At 56.7% G+C, this 12586-nt stretch carries 15 protein-coding genes; 14 read left to right on the top strand and 1 reads right to left on the bottom strand.

Annotation, left to right across the window (positions count from 1 at the left end; genetic code table 11):
* Positions 1 to 530 precede the first annotated feature (530 nt).
* The 12 genes from OPIT5_00005 (at position 531) to OPIT5_00060 (ending at position 11076) form a co-directional block, all read left to right on the top strand.
* Positions 531 to 1052, top strand: a complete 522-nt coding sequence (locus OPIT5_00005) for a hypothetical protein (protein AHF94951.1) — start codon at positions 531 to 533, stop codon at positions 1050 to 1052.
* Positions 1049 to 2101, top strand: coding sequence for a hypothetical protein (locus tag OPIT5_00010; protein ID AHF94952.1), 1053 nt, complete (start codon positions 1049 to 1051; stop codon positions 2099 to 2101). The genes OPIT5_00005 and OPIT5_00010 overlap by 4 nt, the downstream gene beginning before the upstream one ends.
* Positions 2102 to 3456: 1355 nt before the next feature.
* Positions 3457 to 4023, top strand: coding sequence for a hypothetical protein (locus tag OPIT5_00015; GenBank protein AHF94953.1), 567 nt, complete (start codon positions 3457 to 3459; stop codon positions 4021 to 4023).
* Between the two features lie 40 nt (positions 4024 to 4063).
* A complete protein-coding gene (locus OPIT5_00020) occupies positions 4064 to 5041 on the top strand; it encodes a hypothetical protein (GenBank protein ID AHF94954.1) in 978 nt (325 codons plus the stop codon).
* Between the two features lie 8 nt (positions 5042 to 5049).
* Positions 5050 to 5358, top strand: coding sequence for a hypothetical protein (locus OPIT5_00025; protein AHF94955.1), 309 nt, complete (start codon positions 5050 to 5052; stop codon positions 5356 to 5358).
* A 144-nt stretch (positions 5359 to 5502) separates the two neighbouring features.
* Positions 5503 to 5862 (top strand): hypothetical protein, encoded by a 360-nt coding sequence (locus OPIT5_00030; protein AHF94956.1) that lies wholly within the window; start codon positions 5503 to 5505, stop codon positions 5860 to 5862.
* A gap of 122 nt (positions 5863 to 5984) precedes the next feature.
* On the top strand, positions 5985 to 6701 hold the full coding sequence (locus tag OPIT5_00035) for a hypothetical protein (protein ID AHF94957.1): 717 nt from the start codon (positions 5985 to 5987) through the stop codon (positions 6699 to 6701).
* Positions 6698 to 7696 (top strand): hypothetical protein, encoded by a 999-nt coding sequence (locus tag OPIT5_00040; protein ID AHF94958.1) that lies wholly within the window; start codon positions 6698 to 6700, stop codon positions 7694 to 7696. Before OPIT5_00035 ends, OPIT5_00040 begins: the two co-directional genes overlap by 4 nt.
* Positions 7686 to 8990, top strand: coding sequence for a hypothetical protein (locus OPIT5_00045; protein ID AHF94959.1), 1305 nt, complete (start codon positions 7686 to 7688; stop codon positions 8988 to 8990). The genes OPIT5_00040 and OPIT5_00045 overlap by 11 nt, the downstream gene beginning before the upstream one ends.
* Positions 8991 to 9067: 77 nt before the next feature.
* Positions 9068 to 9688 (top strand): hypothetical protein, encoded by a 621-nt coding sequence (locus OPIT5_00050; protein AHF94960.1) that lies wholly within the window; start codon positions 9068 to 9070, stop codon positions 9686 to 9688.
* Positions 9689 to 10048: 360 nt separating this feature from the next.
* Complete coding sequence (locus OPIT5_00055; GenBank protein AHF94961.1) at positions 10049 to 10279, top strand: hypothetical protein; 231 nt, start codon at positions 10049 to 10051, stop codon at positions 10277 to 10279.
* Between the two features lie 65 nt (positions 10280 to 10344).
* Positions 10345 to 11076 carry a hypothetical protein gene (locus tag OPIT5_00060; GenBank protein AHF94962.1) on the top strand — a complete coding sequence of 244 codons (732 nt, stop codon included), beginning with the start codon at positions 10345 to 10347 and terminating at the stop codon, positions 11074 to 11076.
* On the opposite strand, the gene OPIT5_00065 is transcribed toward OPIT5_00060, so the two are convergent.
* A complete protein-coding gene (locus OPIT5_00065) occupies positions 11053 to 11538 on the bottom strand; it encodes a hypothetical protein (GenBank protein AHF94963.1) in 486 nt (161 codons plus the stop codon). The two genes, OPIT5_00060 and OPIT5_00065, sit on opposite strands and share 24 nt — an antisense overlap.
* A 145-nt stretch (positions 11539 to 11683) precedes the next feature.
* Here OPIT5_00065 and OPIT5_00070 point away from each other — a divergent pair, with 145 nt between their 5' ends.
* Both OPIT5_00070 and OPIT5_00075 read left to right on the top strand, forming a co-directional pair.
* A complete protein-coding gene (locus tag OPIT5_00070; protein ID AHF94964.1) occupies positions 11684 to 11944 on the top strand; it encodes a hypothetical protein in 261 nt (86 codons plus the stop codon).
* Positions 11934 to 12467 (top strand): hypothetical protein, encoded by a 534-nt coding sequence (locus tag OPIT5_00075; GenBank protein ID AHF94965.1) that lies wholly within the window; start codon positions 11934 to 11936, stop codon positions 12465 to 12467. The genes OPIT5_00070 and OPIT5_00075 overlap by 11 nt, the downstream gene beginning before the upstream one ends.
* Positions 12468 to 12586 lie beyond the last annotated feature (119 nt).

The following is a 12586-nucleotide window of genomic DNA, read 5'->3' on the forward strand; positions in this document are numbered from 1 at the left end:
CAGTTTTCCACTTCGCCAACTAGAGCAAGAAAAATTTACCCTGCCCGCGACTGACCAAGCCGGGGCGTTCTGTGTTCGGGATCTTGGGTCCGGGTGGCAGTCCGGGTCTGGCGCATTGCTTGCAGTGCGAGACGGGAGAAAAAGCGGTCGAAAGCGGTCAGGGTAGCCCATGCTCCGGCAAGGCCAATGCGATCGGCCTTGGTTTGTCCGGAAATCGTGGCTTCACGCTGAACAGCGAGGGCGACTCGGGAGGCACCAAGGCTCCTTCCGCGAATCGTGGTTGAAAGATCCGACATATGCTGAAACTTCGCCCGCAGACGGCCAAGGTTTGCAGCATGCCGGGTGTGAGTTGCAATCATGGTTTTGAGATTGAAAAAGTTTCGAGTTTGGACAAGACCAATTAACTGATGATCAGAAAATCTTCCGATCCTGCTCATGGCAAGGTTGAATCACCAAATGACGAAGACGATTCTTCGGCATATATTTTCACTGTCGATCCAATTCCGGATGATGAGTACACCCGAAAGCCCATGAAATCATGGAGATGGGATGATTTTGTAGATCAGTTCAGGATAGATCGCAATTTTATAGTGAAGTTCCAGCTCAGGAGCCATGCCAGTGGCTTATATAAGCAAGCAAGTTTTCGCCGTAATCTTGATGTTGTCACCCGTACCGTGCAGGAACCGGGGAAAAATCCATATTTTCTTGTATACCGCCGCGACGCCGAATCCAAAATCGAGAAATTTTCATTTTACTGGCATATCTACGGCGTGAAACAGCTCGTCGCCGAAAGGCTGATTGCCGGCGAAACGTTGCGAATCCCGTCACGTGCAATCCTCGAACGCATAAGGCGCGGTCTTGTTTTGGCTTTCTGGCGCCTTAGCGAGTATGCTGCGTCGGCCAAACAATATAGAAAGATCCACGGAACCAGGGCCCCTCTGCTGGATGTTGAGTATAACCGGGACGGGACATTGCTTGCCTCACTGAAACCGGAACTCCTTACTATACTCAGGAACAACAAGGCCGACGACCATACTGCCAAAACGAAATGACCGGCGACAATACCGAACACCAGCCCGCACAACTGAGCGAGACCCTTTCCAAGGCATTCGGGCATCCCCACCACATGGAAATAGGGGAGGGGGTATTCCGCCGACTGGTTACCGAAGGCTACCATCGCGAACTCGGAGCGCGGCCGATGCGGAACGTTATTTCCCGAAGGCTTCGCAATGCCGTGGCCCAAGCTCTGATTGACGGCGTGCTGGTCCCTGGGGTCAAACGAAGCATCGTCGTTCCACACGGCGGCGAAGGTTTCCGCATCGCCCTCCCTCGCGATACCGCGCTCCCGGCTCTACCCAAATCTTTTCCTCCCGATTTCGGTTCAGCAATCAGGAAAGCAAGCAACCTGAAAGGGCAGCTTCGCAAACAGGTAATTGGTCAGGAAACGGCCACGGACCAGCTTGCCGAGGCGATAATACCCGGCGAACTCGGTCTGACTCCCGCAGGGATGCCGCGAAGCATGGTCTTGATCTGCGGGCCTACCGGCACCGGGAAAACCAAAGCCATCATCGAGGCGAGCCAGTACCTGTACGGGTCCGACGTGCTCGCCCGGATCGACATGGGCGAATTCTCGACCGAGGTATCCGTTCCACGACTACTTGGAGAAAATCGTCAGGACTGCGGTTTTCTGGGGGAACAGATTGAAAAACTGGACAAAAGCGGCGGCCACTTCCTCCTCCTTGACGAGATCGAGAAGGGGCACCCTAAAGTGACGGACATGTTGCTTGGCATGGAAGCGGCGCGCATCACCCTCGCGAACGGCAACACAATCGATCTTTCGAAGTACCACATTTTTGCTACTTCGAACCTCGGCGCTCGCGACTTGGTAGAAACGTCCGACTCGATGCCGGAACGGGCCAGAAAGCGCATCATTGAGGACGCCGCCAAGGAATTCTTCCGGCCCGAGATATTGGCGCGATTTTCGGCGCTGATCCTCTACAAAAAGCTGACCAGTCAGGTCCAGAGAGCCATTGGCGAGCAGATGATGGTCCAAGAACTCGGGTTCCTTTCGTCGATGCTTGGCAACCGTCTCGCAGCGTGAAGGCAGGGGTGGTTGCTTGACAGCGAGTGTTTGGCTGGCTCGATCCTTTTTGCGCAAAGCGCGACCCATCCATTCGGCCCGGAGGGCCGTGAACCGAGCGGAGCGAGGTTCCTACCTGTTTGTTCCGTAGTCTTGCGCATACATATATTATATGTGTTTTATATTCTGGCATACTAGGACGAGATTTTCAGAGGAGAATGGCGCGACTAAAGAGCGGGCCTAGAGCGACCAAAGAGCGGGAAAACAGAGGGGAACGCGACCAAAGAGCGGGGCAAGGAGCGACCAAAGAGCGGGGGGGCTGAGGAACAGGCCGCGACCAAAGAGCGGGGCGAGCGTGGAGCGACCAAAGAGCGGGGATAAACGGGTGATGGCCGACCTGAGTGCGAAACAAATGGCGCGACCAAAGAGCGGGTCTGTGGATCGGTGTTCGGCCCGATGCGATATGAGCTTGCGCGACCAAAGAGCGGGCCATTCCGGGCTGGGTTCGGCGTAGATCCCGAAAGTATTTCATAATTTTGGTGAAATTTTACTGTTTCAAGTTACTTGAAGATAACGTGTTAAGCCAATAACCTCCGTTCGTGTTTTTCAGGATCATTGGTGGTAGGCGCGACCAAAGAGCGGGGGTAGAACCAAGATACGCGACCAAAGAGCGGGTGCACTGAGCGCGACCAAAGAGCGGGGACAAACGGGTGATGGCCGACCCAAGTACGGAACAAATGGCGCGACCAAAGAGCGGTTCCGGTCAAGGTACGGCCGGCGGCGCGACCAAAGAGCGGGTGTGTGCTTCCCGATCTGATATTGGCCGACATGACGACGCGCGATCAAAGAGAGGGCGGGGAAGGGGGAAGGGTGGCGAAAATTATCGGCCGGATTGGGCCTCCTGACTAGCCATGCCTGTTATCCAAGATATTGCATGATAGGATATAGAAACATGGATAAATGTAATTGAGACGGTGCGCTATGAAGCGATCAGGCGCGACCAAAGAGCGGGGGCCCGGTAGCTCGCAGGTTCATTGAGCACGGCGGAAAGTTGGGTATCAGCCTGTTGAATTAATCGAAAAAACTTGACAACTGTTTCGGGAAAGTGCCGTAAACTCTTTTTGAGATTATATGCACTTTTAGCCGACTACCAGGAAATGCCAATGAATGACACCACTGCCGAAACAACCGCGAACGCGAACAAACCTGTCTTCTTTGAGGAGAATACTAACGGTCGGATCGCTGTCTTCTTGAATACGTCCACCGTTAAAACCGGAGAGCGGGCAGGAGAGAGTTACGATTATTTTACATACCGGAATGGCGATGACGCGATAAACGTTCCCACACGTGTTGGAGGGTATAACCTGCAAAACAGGATGACCAGGTCCGAGAAATTTTCAGATGTGGTCGATCTGGTCAACGGGCGCGAACTGGTCGTATGGGGGCGCGGTGCCAACGGCGAATACCCCATGATCCTTGCGCCGGTCGGAACCAAGGAACGGATTCACGACGGGAAAACCTACAAAAATCTCCAGGTGGTGGCTGCTCTGGCCGAATTTGCCCGCGGGGCTGATCCCAGAAAAGACGTCCCCAGGGCGTTCCTCATAAATTCTATTGAGGACGGAAAATTGTCCGAAACCCGCAATGTCAAATGCTACCGGTGCGTGTCTGCAAAGCACCCGGGAAGCCGCTCGGTTTACCTGCCGATCCGGGTCGAAAATGCGGTTGAGGCTGTCCGGTCGCTTGCCTCGGGAAAACCGTACAGTTTCGAGCTGGATGATTTCCGGATCTCGCTGGAAGGGATCGACATCGTACCGGCGAAGGCCGGACCGGTCAAGGTACTCCGTTTCCGTGCGGAGTCATTGCAGCAGGAGAATGCGCACGAAAATTCGGCACCGCTGCCGCAACGCCAAACGCCGGAGAGACGCAGTCGGGCGCTTTGATCGTCCCGAACGGCTCGCTGAATTGTCCGATTCGAAGCCGATGAATACTGACATCGAGCTTTTCGTAAATGATGATGAGTCAATCGCTGTGCTGGTCTATGACCTTCATATACCCTTGCGGCCTTTTATCTACGGACTGAGAGGCATTCTGGATGCAAGGGAGACCGCCCGGTATGTTGTGGCCGAGCATACCAGGCGATCGGCCGACCGGGGCTCGGCAGGGCGTCCTCCGTCCTGGGAGGAAATGGCATGTGAGGGGGATTACCGGATGCTGAAATTCGAGGCATTCCTGAACGAGGTCCAGAAGCAGCTTCTGGCCGCAAATGTATTTGCCGGGATTTTCGGGGACAAGATCCGGGATACCGATTCGTACTGGATAAAGGCCGCAGCTCTGGGTGTCCTGCCAGCCTACGCATCCGCAATCCACGCCATCCGGCGGGCTGCCCCGGATGGCACTATGGCTATGGACGCAGAGGATTTCTTCAGCTCGGAATCCCTCGATGCTGACATTTCCAACAGCGACATGGCGCTCCTGGCATGGCGGTCGGCTGAAACGGTCGGCTTTAGCTTGCAGGACAGGCGGAACCTGGTGCCGCTCGATCTTGGAGAGAATCGGAAACTCATAGAATTGCTGGCTCCTTGGTGGGCTCAAAACGGTTCGCATTTGCGAGGCGCTGCTGCACCGCAAGGGGAATGGTTCGAGAGTCTGTCAGCGGCAAAGAGGGTGAGTACCGCGGAAGCGTTCAACAGCATCAAGGATCTCGAAAGCCGGTTAGCCGCTGATGGCCGGGCAGGAATGATCCCGGATGTCATCGGCTATTCCGACGAATGGAAATGGCTCTGGTGCGCGGCAATGAACCTGGAGCGGGAGGCGCTGGCCGTTTCGGCGAGATCCGCGCCGGCAATCGCTCTGCACCTGGCAGAACGGCAGAGCCGCCTTAACGGTCCGGGGCAGAACCCCGGCGGTAATGCAGCGTCCCTGCCTGTGCAGCGCGTCGGCAACCGGCTCAAAAGATGATTCCAAGGATGAACATTCTTCACTTCAAAAAGAACCTGCCCCAAGCTGCCCACTATCTGAAAATAAACCGGATCAAGGATTATGAGGCCTCGACTGACGTGGCAGGAAAGCCGGCCGTGGTAGAGCACACTTCCCGCGGGGCATTCACCGAGGTTTGCGACTCCCGGGAAGAAGCCGAACGGATTGCAGCCGACTGCAACGCTATCATTGCCGAACTGAAAAAGGATGTAGGCAAGTTCGAGGAAGAGCACCGTTTGGTTTCCGGGCAGCGCGCCCTGGAAAAGCTGAATGATCAGGGCAGGGGAATTGCCCGCTAGCTTGGTCATTTCCAGCCGGCAAGTAATGAGGGGACAGACATTGAATGCTGTCCCCTTTTTTATGAATTATGTGGTTAAATTCCCCTGAAATAAGGAGAAATGCTGGATTGTTTCCCAATCCTGCCTAATGTTCCTTAAATGTCTATGTCCTATAACGAGCGAACCGATAACCCCCCTCCAAAGAGCAAACGGGATCAACTCAAAAAAACGTTCCTGGAAAAGATTGGCCGCAAGTGCGCAGAAGGCATGGGGTTGACCTACATTGCCTGGGAACGGGTCCTGCTGGATAAGGAAACCCAGTTCTTCATCAACTGCGGCGACGGGGTGCGAAATATGCGCATCCCTCTTGCCGGTGAAGATCTTGTCTGGATTCGGCGGATGGAGGAATGGGCCAACAATCCCCTTGGACCCTGCCCGATTGAATTGTGGGAAAACGAAAAGGGTATAACCTCACCCTCACTCCCGTCGGTCAGTCAGGCCAACAAGCTGCACCGGAAGCCCTGACAGGCAGCACTGACACCCCGCTCAATTTTTGAGCCCGCCTCAAGGCGGTGGTATTACGCGCCGGATAGTTTATTTTGTGGACAAGTCATAACATAGTATTTTCCTGCGATGACTGCCACGACATGCCCGATTCCCAGAAGCCAGATCTGCCAGTAACACCAAGGAAGGAGTCCAAAAGCGGAGACCGTGCGCAGTCTACCTTTCATGTCCACCGCCGCTGGTTTGCGGAGTATCGTCTGAAGGCATTCCTCATCGCGGTCGCGATCCTCGTGCCTCTGGTCTCCCTCAAATGGACCAAGGATGCCATTGCGGAGTCGAAAAGGGCCACATGGGTGTGGAATACGGACTCCAACGGAGTTCTCGTCTTTGCGCCGGCAGAGCTGGCCGACCCTGACTCAAGGATCTTCCGCGAGATCGGCATCCAGGCCGCCGAGGTCTACCTGAAACGGAACCCGGCAGGTCTGTCGAACCCCGAGCTGCTGACCAGGTATTATACGGCGGAGGCGCAGAAGGCCGTGCGTCTGGAGCTGCGCAGCCAGGAGGATGAACGCAACCGGCGAAACCTTTACGATCAGCCGGAATTCACCCGCATGCCGGAACGCCTCGACGACAGCGGGGGGGCCTTGCGATACAGGATTCAGGGGTTCATCGTGCGCAGCGGAGTCATTGACGGGCTGCCCCAGCGCGATGTCGGCGATTTCCGCCTGTCGATTGAACTGACCCCAACCGTTGCGGTGATGGACAAGGGGCGGTTTCCGTATCAGATAAACCGCTACAAAAAAACGGTGGTCTGGCGCAGCAACAAGAGATCCGAGGAATTCACGTCTGCCCTGAAATGAAAAGGCGTCTGATCTTTTTCCCATGTCTCCTGCTCGGCGGGCTTGTTCCGGTTTCGGGGGGAGGCGATAACATGTTCCGCGTGCCGCTGCCGGCAGAACAGGCCAGACCCTTCGCCGTGATGTGTTCGCCGGATGACAGCGTGCTCGTTACCCTGCCATATCCCGCAACCGGGTGGAGCGGTCGCGGGTTCATGCCGCAAGGGGTTTCCGTGCCGGATGGCGGTAACGCCGGAGCTGCGGGCGACTTCTCGGTTTTTCCCGGCGACCTGCGAGGCTATACCCGCTTCACCATCTCCGCTCTCGTTGACTCTTCGAACAGGACCCTGCATGTGTTCATGGAGGGAGGAAGGTCGCTGTCCATCGAATGCACGATCGTGCCGCGCGAGCAGGCATTTCGGGGAGTAACTTTCGTGGATAACGTGGCTGTTTCGGAAATGACGAACGAGGCTATACGCTCCGAGAGGCAGAGGAAAATGAAAGTTGAGCGCAGCGAAAACCCGCCGGTCTCGAACTACCAGGCTCCCACCCCGGAGACACAGCTAGGCATCAAGAACTTCATGAAGGCGCTGCTGGCCATGAACCGGGAACGGGCCCTGAATATGGTCAGGGCAAACCCTGCATTGCAGATCGTGCCGTTGCAGGAAGAAAACGACTCCGGGGATTACACGATCTCATTACGCTATGCCATTCGTGACTCGATCACGGACACTCTCGGAGTTGCGGCGGTGGTGAGAAACAATACCTACAGACGGCTACAGTTCGATCCGAAAAGCTGGATTATCAGGGCCGGGAACCGCGTCTATCCTGTCCCGACAGCGGAGTTCGATCCGGTAATTGAGCCGGAAAAGGAAGCGACCGCTTTCCTTGTCCTTTCGAGGGATACCAGCGGAATGCCCACCCGGTTGCTTCCGGACAGTCCGCTCAAACTGTCGGTTTCACTCGTCGGGAAAACCAATCCCAAACCGATCATGATGGAGCCGGCCAATGTCGAGTGAGAAGCCAAAGACAAGCTCGAGGCGGTGGGGAAATCCCTTCAAGAAGGTATCCGTCCGCGCGCAGATCATCATACTGGCGGTGATATTATTTTTCGCCCTGCTGATTTCCATGAACGGCGGGAACAGGAAGCAGAAAGGACCGCAGGAGCCGGCGGAGCCAGCCGGCGAAAGCGCCGGGGCCGAAAAGAAGAACGAGGCGTTGCCGCAGAGACTGCCCTCGGCTGTCCCCTCCGAAGAGGAAATGGCAACTCTGGCGAGGAAGAAAGCCGTGTCCCTGGACGATCAGGGGAGGGACGGGCTGAAGCGTGAAGTTCCGGATGCCATAGTTGCCATGTCCGAGCCTTCCGGAGAAGAGCCGGAGAATGATGACGGGCCGAAGCCGGCGGGAGTACCCTACTCGCCGCGGAGGCGCTCGAATACCGCCGTGGAGGTGTTCGGTATAATGAGCCCGCCGAAATCAGGGGAGGGTGAGGTGACGCAAGTCAGCCGGAGCGGCATAGTCACTGCGGCGAAAGACGCGGCGAAGAGCCTGGAGGTGTCCGGGCTGTCCACATTCGCCCCCTACGGACGCCTGGTAAAATGCAAGATGGTCAATACGCTCGATTCGCTGGTGCCGGCGAACACCCCTGTGATCGGTCTGGTGGTCGAAGAGGTTACGTGGAACGGCAAGGTAATCATACCTGCCAACACCGAAGTTTTTTCCTACGTGAACGGAGAACCCAAAATTGATGCCTCCGGGGTCGGGCGCTTGTTCGATACCGGCGAATGGGTGCTCGTGTTGCCGAAACAGTCAGGCGCTGCTGCCGGACGGAATGGGCGCGAATGGCGCATAAAAGGGAGGGCACTGGACCGGCGTGAACTGCTTGTAGAGGACCGGGGCCGTGTCAGGTCCTGGGGTCTCGATGACATGGCTCTAGGTTTCATCGGCTACACCATCTCGACGCTGGATAACGAGGAAATCAAGTTGTTCGCGACCGCGTTCCTTGGCGCGTCCGCGGCGGCTCTCGGAGAGACGTTGCAGGAACAGGAAGCCGTGCCCGGGCAGGATACCGGACTCACTCAACCCAAGCCAACCCTGAAAAACGCGGCATTGAGCGCCTTTGGCTCAGGTATTGCCAATGTCATGACAACTTCGGCGCAGAGGATTGCCGAGGAGATAGCGAGGCGCGGTTTCTATGTACGTGTTCCGAGTGGCAAAGACTTTTACCTGTTCATCGAGGAGACATTGGACCCGACGCGAGCGGAGGTAGGGCTGAAGCTGTCCAGGAGCGAACCTTCGGGGGAGAACAGATGAAACGGGACGCGAGTTCGGTGCAGCGGAGCGGCCCTCCGGATGTGCATGCTTTTCTATGGTCTATCTACAATAATGCTATGAAAACACTGTTGCTGGCTTTTCTGTTATTCAATGTCGCCTTTCTCGGCGGGTGCGCTTCGTCAGGACCTGCAAAGCGCAAAGGCGCGGCGGTGCAGGGTGCTCCTGTGCCGGATGTCTCGACGGAGGTCGTGGATTTGGTCGATCCGCCCGGCAGGATGGACAACGGACCGCGGTATGTGATGGGTGCCTTTCCTGGGGAGCTGACCGTGCCGGCAACATACCGCGCGCAGGTGATCGACGGGAAATATGTCCTCGTTCGGGAAACCGACCCACGCCGGATTTTGTCCTCACCCTCGATTACGGTGATTGCCGGCGACATCTCCGGCGGGGATCTCGCTATCCAGCCAGCGTTGATGCCCCAGGAAATCGCCGAGGAAGTAACCCGGAACCGCGTCCAGACAGCGGAGCTGCTACGTCTGTTGCCCGAATTCCGTTCACAAATGGATGCGATGGGCAAGCAGGCCGAGGAATTGTACCGGCACAATCAGGTCCTCGCTGCCCGGTTGTCGGAGGTAGCTGCCGCAGCCCACCAATTGGTGACCGGAAAACTCCCGGAGGATTCATCCTCCGCGGCCGAGAATGATACCGGAGATAAAGACAGGAACAACGAACCCTGAACCCGGATGCTTCCTTCAAGAATTATTTCCGGAGGCCAGACCGGGGCAGATCAGGCAGGGCTGGATTTTGCAATCGCGAACCGCATTCCCCACGGCGGCTGGTGCCCGCACGGCCGCCGATGCGATGGGGGTGTGATTCCTGCCGTGTATTCGCTGAAAGAAACCCCGGGAGATTCGGGGTATAACCGTCGGACAAGGTACAACGCCCAGGATGCCGATGCGACCGTGATCTTCAACCGGGGCTCGCGCCTCAGTCCCGGATCATCCCTTACCCTTCGCTGCTGCCAGCGCGCCGGCAGGCCGGTTTTGCTGATGTATCTGCATGAGGACTACCGAAGGCCTTCGCCGGATTCCGTGAGGATGGCCGGCCGCAAGGTCGCCGAATTTCTCGCACACTACCAACCCGGAATTCTTAACATCGCAGGCAACCGGGAGGCGAGCAGTCCCGGGATCTCCTCTTGGGTATTCACGGTTCTCGGATCGGCGTGGAACCAGTACGACGAGGTTTCGCTGTCCGCCACCCCCCGATGCGAACAGACATGCCTGGCGCTCCCCGGTTTTGACCGGCCCTCCCGTTCCCGTTCTTTCTGATGTCATTCACCTACGCATGGCCCACGAATTTTCCGCCGGTTTGCAGCTCGGCGGATGTTTATGAAATGATGCGGCATCCCGATTTTCGTGCCGCCAAGTATGACGGCGACATCGAGGCGGCGAGGCGTCTCGTGAAAACATTTATCGACGTGGCAGCGCTGGACATGCTGGCCCGCCGGCATAACGAATCTCGGCTGATCGTGGTTGGCGGTGCAGTTACCAACCGGATTCCTGACGCCTTTGCCGAAGCGGTTTCGGAGACTACCGGCTTCCGGCTCGATCGTGGGGTTTTGAAACAGCACAGCCCGAAACACACCGGGAAAACCGCAATGAGGCGTTTTCTTTCCAGGGCTACGTTTGCCGGCAGGATAACAGGAGGCGCAAACTACATCGCGCTCGACGATGTGATGACGCAGGGGGGGACCGTTTCGGAATTGCGCCAGTTTCTCCAGAGGCAAGGTTCGCGAGTGGTGGCAGTCGCAACCCTTTCCTTCACGCCGTCGAAAGTGATGAGTGACGGTATCCACATTGCCCCTACTCCAGAATCCCGAAGGATACTCATGGAGCGGTTGCCGCCGGAGCCGCTTTCCGCGCTCCTTGCCGAGTGCGGCATCTATGGAGGCAACCTATTCGCCATGACCGAAAGCGAGATCCGCCTGCTGCTGCGGTTTTCGTCGTTTGCGGAACTTGAGGATGCAGTGCGATCGGAAAAGTCCGCGATGGAATCGGAAACATCCGTTTCGGTGCCGTTGCCGGTGGCCAGCGCCGCCATTTCAAGCCGCCTCGTCACCCGTTAGCCAGTAGTGCTGGGACTCCCTGACTGCTTTCCTCACCTGTTTAACCGCGGAGGTGACATGGCCGAGCACCCTGTTGCAATCACGGGATATTGCCTCGATCTTCTGGGTGGCGGTTGCCGACGGAGAAAGGCGGCGGAAAACCTTGGCCTCCCAGCCTGTTTGCTGCTCCAGGGAAGCGGCCACCTCCTCCGGGGTCAGGATGCTGCGGCCGACAATCCTGTATTCGGGGAGTCGCCTCAGTGGTTTCCCTGCGCGCCGCAAGCGCCTTCGCAGTTCGGCCTGGCATGAGGCGATTTTCCTGCGTACCGACAGAAAGGCCGCATTGCGGCCGCGAAAGTCGGATATCCGGAGGCAGAAAGGTGGATCGCTACCCTTGACCTGCGGCAGGAACACCCTGCCGTCCAGTCTGCAAGGGACATTCCCGACATAGACGAAGTAGTGGGTTAAGGGTGCTCGTGGCATGTTTCATTTCAGGGAAATGACTAAAAAAACCTGAGCAACCAGAAAGACCGTGGAAAGAATTCAGGCCTGCCCAGAAAGCTGCACTATGCCAATTAGAGCAAGAAAAACGTTGACGGAAATCCTTGCGAGGTTGAATACCCGGGCAATGACCATGAGGTACAGAATAGCCCGCGCCTTGGCCGATCACCCGCAACTGCGGAATGTCGCGGTGCGTTGGCTATGGCTCCTTCTTGGCCTGGTCCTGTCATGGAGAATTAAATATATCGACATTGGACCGGAGGCAAAGCTGCTGGCCTTTAGTTTGGCCGGGGTTGTGAATGTCTGGCTGGCGTACCGGCTCATGAAGGCGTTGCAGGAAGCCTCCAGACAAAAGCGACCTCATGCCAACACAATCTATGAGTGCTAAGAAACGGAGCGAACCGAAGAAAAACCAGACACTCGTTGTAAGACTTGATGAAGCATTGGCCGAAAAGATCGACCGGCTCCAGATCGAGATGGTCAGGCACGGGGTGAAGCGAGGGTACTCGGCGACCAACATCATGATGTTGGCCTATTTTGCCGTAATGCGGTGGACCAAGGTAACGCGATCGGATGTGAAGGAGTTGCTGGAACAGGGTGAGGCGACACTTGCCGGTTTTCGCGAGAGCATGAAGCAACGAGGGTCTGGGACAAAGAGGAAAGGGGAACGGCCGGCGAGGGATTCCCGCGTGCTTCCCGTCCCGCGGTATGCTGACATTTATGAGCGGCTTTTTGTGCTGGAGGGGCAATTCTATGAGCTGGGTGCCCGGCCGGGGAGATTCTTCGTGAATAATTTCAACATCATCCGCCAGGCGCTCCGCCGGTGGGACTCGGTTACGCAGGATGATGCCGAGGGCTTCATCAAGTTTCTGGCCCGGTTGCGCGAACGGAAGAATAAGGAATCCACCTGATATCCGTACCCGGTTCACGAATACAAATCCCCCAATGAAAACATGGAAGGATCTGGTGGCCGCTGTGGGCAGCGGCTTTTCCAACCTATTAGATATTCAGATTGACTGGAAGTCAAAAA

This window comes from Opitutaceae bacterium TAV5, from assembly GCA_000242935.3.
Taxonomy (GTDB): Bacteria; Verrucomicrobiota; Verrucomicrobiia; order Opitutales; family Opitutaceae; genus Geminisphaera.